The organism is Streptomyces lacrimifluminis (genome assembly GCF_014646095.1).
In the GTDB taxonomy this organism is placed as follows: domain Bacteria; phylum Actinomycetota; class Actinomycetes; order Streptomycetales; family Streptomycetaceae; genus Streptomyces; species Streptomyces lacrimifluminis.
In genome coordinates this window covers 53,562-70,259 of the sequence record NZ_BMMU01000019.1, presented here as the reverse complement: position 1 = coordinate 70,259, position 16,698 = coordinate 53,562, and the positions used below count along the sequence as shown (strand labels likewise).

The following is a 16,698-nucleotide window of genomic DNA, read 5'->3' as shown; positions in this document are numbered from 1 at the left end:
CCGCGTAATGCTTCCGGGAATCCTCCCTCTCTCTCGTGACGCGACCAGCGTTCACAGAGAAAGGGAGGTCTCTCATGGCAGGGGCGAAAACGGCGGTCGAGTGGCTGGCGTCCGTTGCTCCGGATCCCGAGGCCTGCCGCTGGGAATGGGAGCGCAATCCCCTGGGGATCGCACTGCTGCCCGCCGGCAAGGCCTGGGACGTACTGATCCTGCGGGGTGAACTCGGCTACCCCACCCTCGACGTCCTCACCCGCGTCATCGACCAGCCCGGCCCGGTGCTCGTCGACTTCGGCGACTCCCGGATGGGGTTCTTCGTGCCACCGGGCACCGCGGCCCGGTGGCTGGGTACGGGGGTGCGTACGGCGGGACGCGGCACGTGGATCGTGGTGCCGTACCCGGGCCGCACGACCGGAGGCGTCCGCTGGCTGATCCCGCCGGACGGCTCCGGAACCCTCACCGACCCGGCACTCCTCGAACTGGCCATACACGAGGCTGCGGCGGATCTGGCGACCGACGAGGACAGGTGATGCCCGAGGATCTCGCGGTTCACTGATTCCCGTGTGACCACGCTCTCGTCGGCCGTCCGTGCGGTCGACGCGAACCGTGGCATGTGGGGCACGGACGGCCCGACCGCCGCGCGGCCCGAGCCATGCCTTCGCCGTGCCCGACCCCAGTACCGCCGTCGGTCCGGAGCCGGTGCGGTCCCCCCTCACCGGCCACACCATGGACCTCGACCTGGCGGCGACCGGCGAGGTGGACCTCGTACCGCGCGGCCTGCGCGCCGAGGTGATCAGGCGTGGTCCGACGCGGCCGATCCGTGGTGCCGGATTTCCGGCCGCCGGTGCGGATCGCCTCCGGCACGGCCTGGCGGCCCGTGCTCGCCCCGCACGCGGAGAACCCCGGAGCCGGTCCCGGCCCAGGTGATGGTCCCGCCACCGGAGGGTGGCCCGGCAGCCGGCGGGATCAGGGTGCGGGCCTGCGGGCGAACAGCCGCAGCGGGATCAGCAGCGCTCCGCACAGACACCAGCTCGCCACCACGTCCAGCGGCCAGTGGAAACCACGGACGACCAGCCCCACGGCGACGGCCGCGTTGAGGGCGAGGCAGCCGATCAGGACGAGCCGGCGGGCGTACGTACGGTGCAGCCACGGCAGCAGGAGCAGCGTGGCGGAGCCGTAGGCCACGACGGCCGTCGCGGTGTGACCGGAGGGGTAGAACCCGGTGCCGGGGCCCATGACCGGCGGCCCGGGCCGGGCGATCAGCTCCTTCATCGGTACGACGATCGCCGGTACCGCCGCCATCAGCACGACCGCGCCGAGCGGTTCCCGCCACCAGCGCTCCGTACCCGCCCGACGCGCGCGCAGACCGACGTACACCAGGACGACGAGGAGGACGGGAACGGCGACCACGATGCCGCCGAGATCGGCGAGGAGTGCCCAGCCGCGGGACGGGTGGACGGTTACGTCGCTGAGGCGTTCGTCCGCGCGGGCGAGGGGGCCGTGGACGGCGACCTGCCAGGTGATCAGCGCGAAGAGGAGAACCGCGAGGGTCAGGAGGGAGAACAGGATCCGAGAGGTCGTCCGCCCTGGAACAGGGGGGGGAGTTCCAGGGCGGACGATCGGATCGGGTCGTCGCACGCCCCGGGGGGTTTGGGGCGGGCGACTGTCCGATCGGTGAGGAGACCCGGAGCCAGGAGCTCCGGCTGCGTGCGCGAGGGCACCACCGGATCGAAGCTGGGGAGGCCCCGACCTGGTACCGCCCGCAGTTCCCTGCGGGTGGGGTGTATCTCTCATCTGGATAGAACCTACGTCAGGGGGCGGGTCTCGGACAGACAGAATGACATCCCGCCATCCTCCTCGCACACCTTCTTCACACGCTCTGACGGTGCCCTCCCGGGCCCGGAAACAAGCGGAATCCGGGCCGGTCGGCCGACGGAAACGACGGGGCCGGACGGGCGGCGGGCGCCGAGGCCGCGTCAGACGCTGGTGAAGGCCTGCTCGATGATGTCGAGGCCCTCGCCCAGGAGGTCCTCGCCGATCACCAGCGGGGGCAGGAAGCGGAGGACGTTGCCGTACGTGCCACAGGTAAGGACCACCAGGCCCTCCTGGTGACAGGCCTTGGCCAGAGCCGCGGCCGCCTCCGGGTGGGGCTCCTTGGTGGCGCGGTCCTTGACCAGCTCGATGGCGATCATGGCGCCCCGGCCCCGGATGTCACCGATGACCTCGAACTTCTCGGCCATGGCGGTCAGCCGTGCCTTCATGACGGCCTCGATGCGCTGGGCCCGCGCGTTGAGGTCGAGCTCCTTCATCGTCTCGATCGAGCCGAGCGCACCCGCGCAGGCGACCGGGTTGCCGCCGTAGGTGCCGCCCAGGCCACCCGCGTGCGCGGCGTCCATGATCTCGGCGCGCCCGGTGACGGCGGCGAGCGGCAGCCCGCCCGCGATGCCCTTGGCGGTGGTGATCAGGTCGGGCACGATGCCCTCGTCCTCGCAGGCGAACCACTGCCCGGTCCGGCAGAACCCGGACTGGATCTCGTCGGCGACGAAGACGATGCCGTTGTCGGCGGCGAACTGCCGGATCGCCGGCAGGAACCCCTTCGCGGGCTCGATGAAGCCGCCCTCGCCGAGCAACGGCTCGATGATGATCGCGGCGACGTTCTCCGCCCCGACCTGCTTGCTGATCTGGTCGATGGCCTGCCCGGCGGCCTCCGGGCCCGCGTTCTCCGGACCGGTCGGCCAGCGGTAGCCGTAGGCGACCGGGACGCGGTACACCTCCGGCGCGAACGGCCCGAAGCCGTGCTTGTACGGCATGTTCTTGGCGGTGAGGGCCATGGTGAGGTTCGTCCGCCCGTGGTAGCCGTGGTCGAACACGACGACGGCCTGCCGCTTGGTGTAGGCGCGCGCGATCTTGACCGCGTTCTCGACGGCCTCGGCGCCGCTGTTGAACAGGGCGCTCTTCTTGGCGTGGTCGCCCGGGGTCAGTTCGGCGAGCGCCTCGGCGACCTCGACGTACCCCTCGTACGGCGTGACCATGAAACAGGTGTGCGTGAAGTCGGCGAGCTGGGCGGAGGCCCGGCGCACGACCGCCTCGGCGCTGGCGCCGACCGATGTCACGGCGATGCCGGACCCGAAGTCGATCAGCCGGTTCCCGTCGACGTCCTCGATGATCCCGCCGCTCGCCCGTGCCGTGAACACGGGCAGCACCGAGCCGACACCGGCCGCGACGGCGGCGAGACGTCGGGCCTGGAGCTCCTGGGACTTGGGGCCGGGGATCGCGGTGACTACGCGGCGCTCCTGGGGGAGGGAGGTCATGAGGGGCTCCTGGGGGCGTGACGGACGCGGGGCTGGCGTGGGGCTGACGCGGGAGATTCGCCGCGGCTCTCTTCGCAGGCTAGGCCTGGGGGGTGGGGGCGGGCATGCACCGTTTGGGAGTGGTGGGGGTGTGTCGTTGTCCTTGGTGGACAGAGGAGTGGCTCCCGCGTGGAGCCCCGAAGGGTGGGTGCGCGGTACGAACCGCTCCGGGAGATCGGCCCGGTGAGCGGTGAACTCCCCTTGTGGGAGCGTTAGATTGGCCGTTGTCGGCTGATGGTGGTCGGAACGGCTGGTCAGGGGGCAGGGCGATGGACAGCGACGGGACGCCGGACGCGCGGGGTACGCACGCGAATCCCGTGCCGCGTCCGGCAGGGCCGCCGGACGTGCCCGCGGTGCCGCCTCGGCCGGGGCGGGCGCCTCGGCCCGTCGAGCAGGGGGCGCCGCAGGGTGTGCCCGCGCGTGCGTCCGTCGCAGAGTGGCTCAACGAGCCCCGGCCCGAGGCCAGGCCCGGGATCTGGCGGTACGGGTACCGGCTGCCGAAGGGGGCGCAGACGGCGGAGCGTCTCTCCCCGGTCACCGTCGTCGGGCTGCTGGTGCCGCTCGTCGTGGGGCTGTTCCTGTGGTCGCTGTGGCGGCGGGGCGCGATGCCGTACGAGTCGGTGCTGCTGAAGCTGTTCACACCGGAGGACTGGTGGTGGGGCGGCACCGTCGCGCCCAAGGGCTGGGAGGGCAGCGCGGCCGTCCTCGTCTACAACGGTGCCTTCTTTCTCGTGCTGCTCTATGCCATGGGCCGGCTCGGTAGTTGGCCCGACATCGCCCGGCATTTCGTCGGGCGCAGGCCGCAGCCCGCGCGGGCCCTGCTCGCGGCACTCGGCGCTCTCCTCACGCTCAGCTTCGTGTTTCCGAACGCCTTTCCGGGGGTCGGCTGGGACGCCCTGCCGATCGTCGACGCTGTCGTCGCCCTCGTCGCGTTGGTCTCCGGCGGTTTCGATGTCTTCGGGTCGACCGTCTTCAAGGTCGGCCTCTACACCGTCATCACCCTGCTCGTCGTATGGCCGTTCGCCCGGATCGGCGGCTGGTGGGCGTACGTGAAGGAGCGGCTCGCCGCGCGCGGGGCCGCCGCCGGGCCCACCGGACCCGCGCCCGCCGACCGGCCGCGCGAGCAGTGGCCCGACCTGCGGGAGGCCGGTCAGTACGAGGCCGCCGAGGTGCTCACCGCCGAGGTGTCCGGCGGCCGGATGAACGACGTGGACTGCGCCCGGGTCGAGCACGCGTGGACGCTCGCCAGGCGCGACGGGCTGCTCGCGGGCTTCCGGGACACCGTGCTGCGGCAGGGCGCGGCGGCCTGGGCGCACCCCTCGGGCGCCCGGGACCTGGCCCGGCGTACCGCGCGGCACGACCTGGCGGCGGGGCAGGTGCGCATCGGGCGGTGGGTGGCGGCCGAGCGGGCTCCGCTCGCCTATCACGGCGCCGGCGCGGCTCTCGGGCCGGAGGTGCTGGGCACGTCCCTGCTCGCGGTCGGACCGTCGGGCGCGGGCAAGACACGGCATCTGATCGAACCGGTGACCGAGGCGCTGGCCCTGCGGGCGCTCACCGGGCAGTGCGCGTTCGTCACGGTGTCCGCGCCGGGGACGCCGATCGCCGCGGATTCGGGGTTCGACGTCGTCGTACGGATCGGTGACCGTTCGTCCGTCCACGACCTCGACCCGTACGCCGACTCCGACGACCCCGACGAGGCGGCCTCCTTCCTCGCCGAGGCGCTGGTCGGCGACCTCGACACCGTGGGCACCGAGAGCGCCGCCATCGCGCTCGCCCAGGTGCTCGGCCCCTACCGGGCCGCCCACGGCCGCTTCCCGGCCCTGCCGGTCCTGCGGGAACTGCTGGAGAGCGACCCGGCCGCGCTGTCCGGGCTGCGGGACGCCCTGGCGGGGGACGCGTTCACCGTCATGCGGCGCGAACTCGACGTGCGCATCCGGCAGGCGGCGAGCCCGACCGACGTCGGCCGGGTCCTCGCCGACCGGCTGGCGCTGCTGAACCGGCCGGTCTTCGACGGCTTCTTCGGTGGGGGCGGCTCGGCTCGGCCCTTCTCCCTGCGCTCCCTCGCCCAGTACCCGCTGCGCGTCCGCGTCGACCTGCCCGAGCACGGCCACGAGGAGGCCGCCCGGCTGATCACCCGGCTCGTCCTCGCCCAGTTCTGCGCCGTCGTACGCGACGGACGGCGCCCCCACTTCGCCGGCCTCGTCCTCGACGACGCCACCGGGACGGTCACCGCCGGTTCGGTACGCCGGATCCAGCGGCTGCGTACCCAGAACGCGGGCGTCGTTCTCGCCCTGCGGACGATCGGCGACGTCCCGGAGCCGCTGCACGGGCCGCTCTACGGTGCCGTCGGCTGCCGGATGGCGTTCTCCGGCGTGACGACCTGGGACGGCGGCCGGTTCGCCCAGGCCTGGGGCACGGCCTGGGTGGAGACACGGGACGTGGCCAAGCACACCGTCTTCGCGGACCAGCCGATGACCCGCGCCATCCACGCCCTGCGCAAGCTGGTCACCGGCAAGGCGGTCACGACGGACGCGGTGACCGTACGTACGGTCGAACGGGAGCGCTGGTCGGCGTCCGAACTGGCGCACGAGGTGCCGCCGGGGCACGCGGTCCTGTCCCTGACGACCGTCGAGGGCGAGCACGCCCCTCCGCTGTTGGTGAATCTGCGGGGCTGAGCGGAACACACGGTACGTACGGTGAGGCAGAATCGGCACAGGTCGTTCATACGCGGCGGCCAAAAGTTCACGGAGACCACACAGACCTGAAGGCCTCATGCCCCCGACGCTCGCCTCGCTCGTCCACCACTCCGCGCTCAAGCTGACCGTGCGGGCGGGCGGCGACCGACTGGACGTACCCGTGCGCTGGGCACACGCCAGCGAACTGGCCGACCCCGTCCCCTACATGGAGGGCGGGGAGCTTCTCCTGATCACCGCCCTCAAGCTGGACGCCGAGGACGCCGAGGCCATGCGGCGCTATGTGAAGCGGCTGGTCGGGGCCGGGGTCGCCGGACTCGGCTTCGCCGTCGGGGTCCACTACGCGGACATCCCGAAGGCGGTCGTCGAGGCGGCGCAGCACGAAGGGCTCCCGCTCCTCGAAGTTCCGCGCCGCACGCCCTTCCTCGCCATCAGCAAGGCGGTGTCGGCAGCCATCGCGGCCGACCAGTACCGGGCGGTGACCGCGGGATTCGCGGCGCAGCGCGAACTGACCCGGCAGGCGCTGAGCGACGGCCCGGAGGGCCTGCTCGCCGCGCTCGCCTCGCAGGTCGACGGCTGGGCCGCGCTGTACGACGCCTCGGGCGCCGTCGTCGCCACCGCGCCCGAGTGGGCCGGGCGCCGGGCGGCGCGGCTCACGGCGGACGTGGAACGGCTGCGGGAACGGCCCGCGCCGGCGAGTGCGGTGGTGGGCGCGGGCGGCGGGGACGACGAGGGGGAGCAGGACCGGGTCGAGCTGCACTCCCTCGGCACCGGACGCCGACCGCGCGCCGCCCTCGCCGTGGGTACGGCCGCCGCCCTGGGGACGGCGGAGCGGTACGCCCTTCACTCGGCCATCGCGCTTCTCACCCTGACCACTGAGCGGTCCCGCTCCCTGCAGGCCGCCGAGCAGCGCATCGGGGCCGCCGTCCTGCGCATGCTGCTGGCCGGCGAGCCCGACCACGCGCGCGCCGTCGCCGGGGACCTGTACGGCGAGCTGCTCGACGCGCCGTACCGGATCGTCGTCGCCGAGTCGGCGTCCCCGCCGGTGGGGGCGACGGCGCCGGTGGGGACGGTGAGCAGGCCCACGGCCGGGGCTCTGGTCGCCGCCGACACGAACGGCGATCCGCTGGGCGGGCTCACCGAGTGCCTGGAGTCGGCCGCCGCGCGGGCCGGGGAGGCGGTGCTGGTGGTGCCGGAGGGGGAACGGCTGGTCGTGCTCGCGGTGGACGGGGGCGCGGCGGTGGCGGCCTGTGAGGAGTTCGCCGCGGCGCTGGAGGGAGCGCGGGCGGAGGTCAGGGGGCAGGCTGCGGACACGGCGCCCTCTTCCTCCGGTTCTTCCGGTATTTCCGGTTCGGCCGGTGACGAGGACGAGCTTGTGGTGGGGATGTCCGGGCCGGCCGGGCCCATTGCCGCGGCGGCGGCGTACAAGCAGGCCGAGCAGGCGTTGTCGGTGGCCCGGCGGCGGGGGCGGGTGCTGGTCGGGCACGAGCAGTTGGCAGCGGGGTCCGTGGTGCCGTTGCTCGCGGACGACGCGGTACGGGCGTTCGCGGACGGGTTGCTGCGTCCGCTGTACGCGCACGACGCGACGGGGCGAGGTGACCTGGTGGCGTCGTTGCGGGCATGGCTGTCCCGGCACGGGCAGTGGGACGCGGCTGCGGCGGACCTTGGTGTGCACCGGCATACGCTGCGGTACCGGATGCGGCGGGTGGAGGAGATTCTGGGGCGGTCGCTGGATGATCCGGATGTGCGGATGGAGTTGTGGCTGGCCCTGAAGACGACGGCGGCGGTGGGGGAGTAGGGGGTTTGTTCGCCCCCGCCGCCCCTACCCGTCCCGTCCTCGGGGGCTCCGCCCCCACCCCCCCCGCTCCTCAAACGCCGGAGGGGCTGGATCTTTCAGCCTGTCCGGCGTTTGAGGACGAGGCCCCTTCAGGGCCGAAGCGGGGGTCTGGGGGCCGCAGGCCCCCAGGGACGGGACGGGTAGGGGCGGCGGGGGCGAGAAACAACCACGCCGAACCGTCGTACCGCCACCCCCTACCACTCCACCCCGGACAAACAATCCCCCGCCCTCCCCGCCCTACCGTGTACCCATGACCTCCACGCCGCCCGTCGTCACCCACGCCTTCTGGCTCGCCGGCCGCCAGGCCACCGGCGAGACCACCTTCGACGTCACCTCCCCCTGGGACGGACGCCTCGTCGGCGAGGTCGGCGTGCCGACCGAGGCCCAGGTCGAGGAAGCCGTCGCCGCCGCGTACGCGGTCCGTGACGAGTTCGCCGCCACCCCCGCCCACGTCCGCGCCGCCGCCCTCGACCACGTCAGCCGGCGTCTCGTCGAGCGCACGGAGGAGATCGCCCAGCTCATCTCCGCCGAGAACGGCAAGCCGGTCAAGTGGGCCCGCGGCGAGGTCGGCCGAGCCGTCTCCGTGTTCCGGTTCGCCGCCGAGGAGGCCCGGCGTTTCAACGGCGGCGAGGCACAGCGCCTCGACACCGACCCCGGCGGTCAGGGCCGTCTCGCCCTCACCCGGCGCTTCCCCAAGGGCGTCGTCCTCGGCATCGCGCCCTTCAACTTCCCCCTCAACCTCTGTGCGCACAAGATCGCCCCGGCGATCGCGGCAGGCGCCCCCATCATCCTGAAGCCCGCCCCGGCCACGCCCCTCTCCGGCCTGGTCATCGGCGAACTCCTCGCCGAGACCGACCTGCCCGCCGGTTCCTGGAGCGTCCTCCCGGTCGCCAACGACCGTATGCCCGCCCTCGTGCAGGACCCGCGCCTGCCGGTGATCTCGTTCACCGGGTCGGAGAAGGTCGGCTACGCGATCATGGACTCCGTGCCGCGCAAGCACTGCACCCTCGAACTCGGCGGCAACGGCGCGGCGGTCGTCCTCGGTGACTATGCCTCCGACACCGATCTCGACTGGGCGGCGACCCGTATCGCCACGTTCTCCAACTATCAGGGCGGCCAGTCCTGCATCTCCGTGCAGCGGGTCATCGCGGACGCCTCCGTGTACGACCGGCTGCTGCCCCGCATCGTCGCCGCCGTCGAGGCCCAGGTGACGGGTGACCCGGCCGACGGCGCGACCGACGTCGGGCCGCTGGTCAGCGAGGACGCGGCCAAGCGGGTCGAGACGTGGGTCGACGAGGCCGTAGCGGCCGGTGCGAACCTCCTCGCCGGCGGCAAGCGCGACGGCGCCTCGTACGCCCCGACCGTCCTCACCGACGTACCCGCCGATGCCACGATCTCGTGCGAGGAGGTCTTCGGGCCGGTCCTCACCGTGCGGAAGGTGGAGGGCGAGGCCGAGGCCTTCGCCGCCGCCAACGACTCCAAGTACGGCCTCCAGACAGGTGTGTTCACCCATGATCTCCAGGCTGCCTTCCGGGCCCACCGGGCCCTGGAGGTCGGCGGTGTCGTCATCGGCGACGTGCCCTCCTACCGGGCCGACCAGATGCCGTACGGCGGCGTCAAGCAGTCCGGTGTCGGCCGTGAGGGCGTCAGGTTCGCGATGGACGACTACACGTACGAGCGCGTCCTCGTACTGACCGGCCTCGCCCTCTAGCTAATGGGAACCGTTTTCACATACACTCGCCGATGACGCGGACGCGCCGTCACGAAAGGGTCCGGCACCGATGCCTTCCGGTGCCGGACCCTTCCATGTGCCGACCGCTCCGGACCCTCAGCCGGAGAAGCCGACATGCGCCAGCCGCAACGGGCCGCGCAGCCTCAGGCGTACGTCGCGCACGCCGTCGGTGGTGAGGGTGGCTCGGACCGTCGTGTAGTCGTACGGGCCCGCGGTCGGGGCCGGTGTCAGGACGGTCGCCTTGTCGCCGTCGTCCAGTACGACCTCCACCACGCCCTCGCCCGCGACCTCGACCGTGACCTCCGTGACGCCCGCCCCGAAATCGCAGTCCCGGTAGAGCAGTTCGGCCTCTCCGCCGCCCGCCGGTGTCACCGCGTCGCCCGACACCTTCGTACGGTCGACGATCTCGGCGCCGCTCTGGTCGTCGAAGTCGGCGGCGGACAGGCCGAGTTGCCGGACCGGCCGGGGCAGCGGCGGGGTGCCCGTCACCTGGACCGTCGTACTCACCCGGATGTCCTCGCTCGACGCGCCCACCAGGATCTCGTACGCGCCCGGTGCGAGGCGTCGTCCGCCGATCGCCACGTCCCAGAACTCCAGGCAACTGAGCGGGAGTTCGAAGGAGAGGGGAGCCGATGCACCCGGGGGCAGGGTGATCCGGCGGTGGGCCAGCAGTTCCCTGCGCGGGCGGGTCACCGGCGAGTCCGGCGCCCTCGAGTACAGCTGCGCCACCTCGTCCGCCGTGACGTCCCCGGTGTTGGTCACCGTGAAGGAGACCCGCAGCGTCTGGTCGCCCCGCGCCTCGGCCGTCAGGTCGGCGTACGCGAACGACGCGTACGACAGGCCGTGGCCGAAGGGGAACAGGGGGGTGCCCTCGAAGTAGAGGTACGTCTGCCGGGAGCCGATGACGTCGTAGTCCAGCAGGTCCGGGAGGTCGGCGTCGTCGGCGTACCAGGTCTGCGGGAGGCGGCCCGCCGGGGAGACGTCGCCCGCCAGTACGCGGGCCAGCGCCGTGCCCGCCGCCTGGCCGCCGTGCGCGGTCCACAGGGCCGCCGGGAGATCCGTGACGTCGACCGCGTACGGGTACGCCGAGACCAGGGCCAGGACTGTCCGGGGGTTCGCCGCGCGGGCCGCGGTCAGCAGGCGCCGCTGGTGGGCGGGGAGGTGCAGCGTCGTGCGGTCCTCGGTCTCGCGGCCGTTGATGTGCGGGTCGTTGCCCGCGACCACCACGACCACGTCCGCCCGGGCGGCCACTCTCTTCACCGATTCCTCACCACGTTCGGCGATGATCAGCTCGAAGATCTCCGGAGGGGTCTCCCTCTCGTCGGCAACCTTCACGCCGTCGGCGGCGACGGAGACGTGACGACCCGTACCGACGTGCCTGAGGAGGTGGCGGTTATCATCCGATTCACACGGTTCCAGGCGGAATGTCTCCTGTACGACCCAGCCGCCCGGCTGGTCCGCCGACGCCCGTACGTAGCCGTCCTCCGCGACCGAGAGGTACCGGCCGTCGGGTGCCCGCAGCGTGAGGAGGCCCTCGCCCCAGTCGATCAGCGCGAACTCGGTGTCGTCGGCGTCGGCGGTGAGCGCGGGCAGGTCGGTGCGGCCCGCGAGGAGGGCCGGGTCCAGCGCGCCCTCGGCGCCCCGGGCGACATCGGGCGCGTCCTCGGCGGGCGGTACATGCAGAAACGTACCCTCGGACGTCCGCAGCCGTACGCGGTCCACGCCCTCCGCGAATTCGACGTGGTCCGCGCCGAAGCGCTCGTACAGGGCCTCCAGCGGTGTCGAGCGGTGGATGAGGGTGCCGCTGTACCAGTCGACCTTGCACTCGTCGGCGAGCAGGCCGACGACCGCCACCCGGGTACCCGGGGACAGGGGGAGCGTGCTGTCGTCGTTCTTCAGCAGGACGATCGCCTGTTCCGCCGCCTCCTGGGTGAGGGCACGATGGGCCGGGGTGTCGAAGTCCGAGGTGTCGGCGTACGGGTCGTCCTGCGGGTCGAACTCACCCAGCCGGAAGCGGACCGAGAGCTGGCGGCGGACCGCGCGGTCGATGTCCTCCTCCGTCAACAGGCCCTGGGACAGGGCGCCTTGAACGCGGGCGACGATCTTCGAGCTGTCCGTGCCGTGGTCGGTGAAGCTGTCCACGCCGGCGATCAGCGCGGCGGCCGTCGCCTCCTCGTGGGTGTCGAAGTAGTGCTCCGAGTCGACCAGGTTGGAGGGCGCGGCGGCGTCCGAGCAGACCAGCAGGTCCTCGTCCGTCCAGGTGCGCAGGTGCGCTTCCAGATGCGGCGAGACGTGGTTGGGGCGGCCGTTGACCAGGTTGTACGCGGGCATCACCCCGGCCACCGCGCCCGCCTCGACCGTCTCGCGGAAGGCACGCAGGTCGTATTCGTGCAGGACGCGCGGCCGGACCGAGGAGGACGTGACGTCCCTTCCGGTCTCGTTGTTGTGGGCCAGCCAGTGCTTGAGGACCGGGGCGGTGCGCCAGTACGCGGGGTGGTCGCCGCGCAGGCCGCGGGTGTAGGCGGTGGCGATCGCCGAGGTGAGCCTCGGGTCCTCCGAGTAGCCCTCCTCGTTGCGGCCCCACAGGGGGTGGCGCAGCAGATTGACCGTGGGCGCCCAGACGTTGAGGCCGACGCGGTCGTCACGGGCGCGCATCGCCCGGACCTCCTTGGACACCGCCTCGCCGACGCGGTGCACCAGCTCCTCGTTCCAGGTCGCGCCGAGGCCGACCGCCTGCGGGAAGACGGTCGCCGGACCCATCCAGGCGACCCCGTGCAGCGCCTCCTGGCCGGTGCGGAAGGCGGCGACGCCGAGGCGCTCCACGGCGGGCGCGAACTGGTGCAGGAACGCCACCCGTTCGTCGAGGGTGAGGCGCGACAGCAGATCGTCGATGCGCTTCGCGATCGGCAGGCGCGGATCGCGGAATGGCGGCGAAGGCGGCGTTTGTGCGGTCACGTGGGGATCCCTTTGCAATGGAGCGTCGAGGCACATTCGAAGCGCTTCGATGCTCATTCGACGTGGGGGTGGGTGTCAAGAGACCCAGGCGCAACAACTCCGTTTCCCGCCCGTGATGTCAGGCCACGCACGGGGGCGGGTCGGGCCGCTGTATGGGGCTCCGCACCTCGGAGGAATCTTGGAACCGACCCTTGTGCACCCTCAGGTGTTCACTTAACCTCGCAGCAACATCGAAGCGCTTCGACTATCGAAGATGCCACCTTCTGGGGTCGCATTCCTCCGAGGTCCGCTTTAGCTCAGCCAGTTCCACTCAAGACACCGCAGCCGACGGCCACACCGCCGGGTGTCCTGCTGTGCGCCACGAAGGGTTGACGCAATGACGCCGAACACCTCCGCCTCCGCCCCCAGTCGGAGAAGCTTCCTCGCCTCCAGCGCGGTCGTCACCGCCGCGGTGGCCGGCGGGATGCCGCTGCTGGCCGCCTGCGGTGGCTCCGACGGCGGCTCCAAGGAGGGCACGACCTCGGGCAAGGACGCGAAGAAGATCCTTCCCGCCTTCGTGGCGCAGAACGTGGTGACGCCGGACATCGCGTCGAAGAACGGCTCGGCCAGCGGCTTCACCAGCAAGCTCTCGCTCGCCGACCTGAAGACCTCGGTGCCGCAGAAGCTCGGCAAGGGCAGCACCATCAAGATCATGTCACCGTTCTGGGGCTCGCCCCCGAAGGGCGACAATCCCTACTACTCGGCGATGAACGAGACGATCGGCGTCGACATCGTCTGGCAGAACCAGGACGGCAACACCTACGACGAGAAACTGGGCGCGGTCCTCGCCTCCAGCGACATGCCGGATGTAGTGGTGATCCCCAGCTGGAACATGGGCGGCAAGATCCCCAGCGCCATCATCAGCAAGATGGCCGACCTCGGCCCGTACCTCTCGGGCGACAAGGTCAAGGATTACCCGAACCTCGCGGCCATTCCGACCGACGCCTGGCAGTACTCCATCTTCGGCGGCAAGCTGCGCGGCCTTCCGCAGCCCTCTCCCACCGTTCCCGGCATCGTGCCCTTCTACCGCAAGGACTTCTTCGACAAGGAGGGGTACGAAGTCCCCACCTCCGCCGACGAGTTCCTGGCCCTCGCCAAGGAGATCACCAACGCCAAGGCGAAGGTGTGGGCCTGCGACGACATGAAGTGGACCGCCTTCAACAGCTTCGGTGTGCTGTCCGGGGGCGAGAAGCCGCTCGGCTGGAACCTCGTCGACGGCGAGCTGATCTACCGGGTCGAGACCGAGGCGTATCTCGAAGCACTGGAGTGGACCCGCAAGCTGTACTCGGCGGGTGTCGTCCACCCCGACGCGAGGGCGGCGAACCAGGGCAACGCGGGTCAGCGCTTCACCGACGGCCAGGTCATGATGTACAACCAGAACATCTCGGACTGGTGGGGCAAGATGGCCGAACAAGCCACCCAGAACAAGGAATTCCGCATCTCCGGCATGGACATCTTCGGCCATGACGGGGGCGACCCCCAGCTGTGGGCCGCGTCGCCCGCGGGCATCTTCGCCTTCATCAACAAGAAGGCGTCCAAGGCAGTGATCCACGATGTGCTGGCCGCTGCGAACGTCGCGGCAGCTCCGTACGGCACCAAGGAGTACATGCTCACCAACTACGGGGTGGAGGGCACGCACTACACGGTCAAGGACGGTGTTCCGACCAAGAACGACAAGGGCAACCAGGAGGTCCTGAACGCCTACGTCATGCTCGCCCTCCCCGCCCCCACCATCGCCCACCCCGACTTCCCGGACATCGCGAAGGAACAGGTCGAGTGGCAGCAGCGGATGGGGGCCTTCACCAAGAAGTCCTCCTTCTTCGGGCTCCAGATCACCGAACCGGCCCGATACACCAGCCTCTCCAACGACTTCGAGGACCTGGAGGACAGCGTCGTCCGCGGCCGCAAGAAGGTCAGCGACATGCAGCAGGCGGTGTCGGAGTGGAAGAGCCAGGGCGGCGACAAGCTGCGGGACTGGTACAAGAAGCTGCTGGACGACAGCGGATCCGCGCAGGGGTGACGACGTGGCACACAGCACCGCTCCGGGCGCCGCCGCGCGCACCGCGCCGTCGTCGACGACGGACGACCCCGCCGAACCCTCCGCCGGAGGGAGCAGGGCCGCCAAGCCCACCAAGCCCTCCGGTGTCTCCAAGGCCGAGAAGAAGGCCCTGAAGAAGGCCGCGAACGGCGGCACGCTCAGGACCCGCCTCAAGCGGGACCGCACGCTGATCCTGATGACCCTGCCGGCCGTCCTGCTCGTCCTGGTCTTCAACTACATACCGATCCTGGGCAACGTCGTCGCCTTCCAGGAGTACGACCCGTACGTCAGCGACAACGGCTTCGTCGCGATCTTCCACAGCCCCTGGGTCGGCTTCGAGCAGTTCTCGCGGATCTTCGAGGACTCGGCGTTCTGGGACGCCGTCCAGAACACCTTCGTCCTGTTCTCCCTCCAACTGCTGCTCTTCTTCCCCATCCCGATCGTGCTCGCGCTGCTCATCAACAGCGTGATCAGGCCTCGGGTGCGGGCGGTGTCGCAGGCGATTCTCTACCTGCCGCACTTCTTCTCCTGGGTGCTGGTCATCACCGTCTTCCAGCAGATCTTCGGCGGCGCGGGCATCATCGCGCAGACCCTGCGCCAGCACGGCTACGAGGGCTTCGACCTCATGACCGACCCGGGGATCTTCAAGTTCCTGGTGACGGCGGAAGGCGTCTGGAAGGACGCCGGCTGGGGCATCATCGTCTTCCTCGCGGCGCTTGCCTCCGTCAGTCCCGACCTGTACGAGGCCTCGGCGATGGACGGGGCCGGCCGGTGGCGCCGGATGTGGCACGTCACGCTGCCCGCACTGCGCCCGGTGATCGCCCTGCTTCTGGTGCTGCGGGTCGGTGACGCGCTCACGGTCGGCTTCGAACAGATCCTGCTGCAGCGAGACGCGGTGGGGCCGGGCGCGGCGGAAGTGCTCGACACCTTCGTGTGGTGGAACGGCGTCCGCAACCAGGAGTTCAGTTACGCGGCAGCCGCGGGCCTGATCAAGGGCGTGGTCAGTCTCGGCCTCGTCCTCGCCGCGAACAAGGTCGCCCATCTCATGGGCGAGCAGGGGGTGTACAAGAAGTGAGCGCTGTCACCGAGGAACGGCCGAAGGCCCCCGGCCCGAAGGCTCCCGGACGCTGGGCCGCACCGCCGAGGCCCGTCTGGGAGGAGGAGCCCCACAAGGCCGGACTCGCCGGCAAAGGCATCGTCCTGGCCATCGCCTGCTTCGCCGTCCTGTTCCCGCTGTGGATCGTCGTCGTCACCAGTCTGTCCTCGAAGCAGGACATCAGCGAGGCCGGCGGCCTGGTGGTGATCCCCAAGGGCATCACCTTCATCGCCTACCAGGAGCTGCTGAGCGGAGGCCAGGTCACCCGCGCCACCCTCGTCAGCCTGGGCATCACGCTCGTCGGCACGGTGTTCTCGATGACGGTGTCCATCCTCGCCGCGTACGGGCTCTCCCGCATCGGGTCCGTCGCGCACCGCTGGTTCCTGATGATCCTGCTGGCGACGATGTTCTTCGGCGCCGGCCTCATCCCCACCTATCTGCTCGTGCAGTCCCTGGGGCTCACGGACTCGTACCTGGCGCTGATCCTGCCGAGCGCGGTCAGTGTCTTCAACATCCTGGTCCTGCGGGCGTTCTTCATGAGCATCTCGCCGGAGCTCACCGACAGCGCGCGGATCGACGGGGCGGGGGACTGGCGGATCCTCTGGCAGATCGTGATCCCGCTCTCCCGCGCCGTCATCGCGGTGATCACGCTCTTCTACGCCGTCGGCTACTGGAGCGCCTGGTTCAACGCGTCGCTCTACCTGAGTGACCAGGACATGATGCCGCTGCAGAACGTCATGATCCAGCTCGTCCAGAAGCAGGAGCCCCCGGTCGGCATGGGCCAGGCCATCAAAACGGGTCAGCTCTCCGCACTCGCCGTACAGATGGCGGTCATGGTGCTGGCTCTGCTGCCCGTCGCCTTCCTCTCGCCCTTCGTCCAGAAGCACTTCAAGAAGGGCATGTTGACCGGGGCCGTCAAGGGCTGACGGTCGGTTTTCTTCTTTGGTCACGGCTTGGGGTG

Annotated in this window: 11 protein-coding genes; 8 read left to right on the top strand and 3 right to left on the bottom strand. The window is 71.0% G+C overall.

All coding sequences use genetic code 11. From position 1 onward, the window contains the following. Window positions 1-74 precede the first annotated feature (74 nt). Together IEY89_RS25710 and IEY89_RS25705 are read left to right on the top strand one after the other, a co-directional pair. Window positions 75-527: a bifunctional DNA primase/polymerase gene (locus IEY89_RS25710; RefSeq protein ID WP_189149872.1), complete on the top strand. Its 453-nt coding sequence runs from the start codon at window positions 75-77 to the stop codon at window positions 525-527. A gap of 133 nt (window positions 528-660) precedes the next feature. After that, window positions 661-924: a hypothetical protein gene (locus tag IEY89_RS25705; protein ID WP_189149871.1), complete on the top strand. Its 264-nt coding sequence runs from the start codon at window positions 661-663 to the stop codon at window positions 922-924. A gap of 39 nt (window positions 925-963) precedes the next feature. Here IEY89_RS25705 and IEY89_RS25700 read toward each other — a convergent pair whose 3' ends face one another. Both IEY89_RS25700 and gabT read right to left on the bottom strand, forming a co-directional pair. Next, entirely contained in the window at window positions 964-1,635 is a 672-nt protein-coding gene (locus IEY89_RS25700; protein WP_229695422.1) for a phosphatase PAP2 family protein, read from the bottom strand. Window positions 1,636-1,973: 338 nt separating this feature from the next. Beyond that, complete coding sequence (gabT, locus tag IEY89_RS25695; RefSeq protein ID WP_189149869.1) at window positions 1,974-3,308, bottom strand: 4-aminobutyrate--2-oxoglutarate transaminase; 1,335 nt, start codon at window positions 3,306-3,308, stop codon at window positions 1,974-1,976. A gap of 308 nt (window positions 3,309-3,616) precedes the next feature. Here gabT and IEY89_RS25690 point away from each other — a divergent pair, with 308 nt between their 5' ends. The 3 genes from IEY89_RS25690 to IEY89_RS25680 all read left to right on the top strand — a co-directional run bounded on the left by IEY89_RS25690 (window position 3,617) and on the right by IEY89_RS25680 (window position 9,588). Further along, a complete protein-coding gene (locus tag IEY89_RS25690; protein WP_189149868.1) occupies window positions 3,617-6,022 on the top strand; it encodes a type IV secretory system conjugative DNA transfer family protein in 2,406 nt (801 codons plus the stop codon). A gap of 97 nt (window positions 6,023-6,119) precedes the next feature. Beyond that, complete coding sequence (locus IEY89_RS25685) at window positions 6,120-7,838, top strand: PucR family transcriptional regulator (protein WP_189149867.1); 1,719 nt, start codon at window positions 6,120-6,122, stop codon at window positions 7,836-7,838. A gap of 289 nt (window positions 7,839-8,127) precedes the next feature. Next, window positions 8,128-9,588, top strand: coding sequence for an aldehyde dehydrogenase family protein (locus IEY89_RS25680; protein ID WP_189149866.1), 1,461 nt, complete (start codon window positions 8,128-8,130; stop codon window positions 9,586-9,588). A 117-nt stretch (window positions 9,589-9,705) separates the two neighbouring features. On the opposite strand, the gene IEY89_RS25675 is transcribed toward IEY89_RS25680, so the two are convergent. After that, window positions 9,706-12,564 carry a glycoside hydrolase family 3 C-terminal domain-containing protein gene (locus IEY89_RS25675; RefSeq protein WP_189149865.1) on the bottom strand — a complete coding sequence of 953 codons (2,859 nt, stop codon included), beginning with the start codon at window positions 12,562-12,564 and terminating at the stop codon, window positions 9,706-9,708. A gap of 376 nt (window positions 12,565-12,940) precedes the next feature. Here IEY89_RS25675 and IEY89_RS25670 point away from each other — a divergent pair, with 376 nt between their 5' ends. The 3 genes from IEY89_RS25670 to IEY89_RS25660 are packed head-to-tail and all read left to right on the top strand — an operon-like array spanning window position 12,941 to window position 16,663. Then, complete coding sequence (locus IEY89_RS25670; protein WP_189149864.1) at window positions 12,941-14,623, top strand: substrate-binding domain-containing protein; 1,683 nt, start codon at window positions 12,941-12,943, stop codon at window positions 14,621-14,623. A 4-nt stretch (window positions 14,624-14,627) separates the two neighbouring features. After that, window positions 14,628-15,716, top strand: a complete 1,089-nt coding sequence (locus IEY89_RS25665) for an ABC transporter permease (RefSeq protein ID WP_189149863.1) — start codon at window positions 14,628-14,630, stop codon at window positions 15,714-15,716. Continuing rightward, window positions 15,713-16,663 (top strand): carbohydrate ABC transporter permease, encoded by a 951-nt coding sequence (locus IEY89_RS25660; RefSeq protein WP_189149862.1) that lies wholly within the window; start codon window positions 15,713-15,715, stop codon window positions 16,661-16,663. The genes IEY89_RS25665 and IEY89_RS25660 overlap by 4 nt, the downstream gene beginning before the upstream one ends. The last annotated feature ends 35 nt before the right edge of the window (window positions 16,664-16,698 follow it).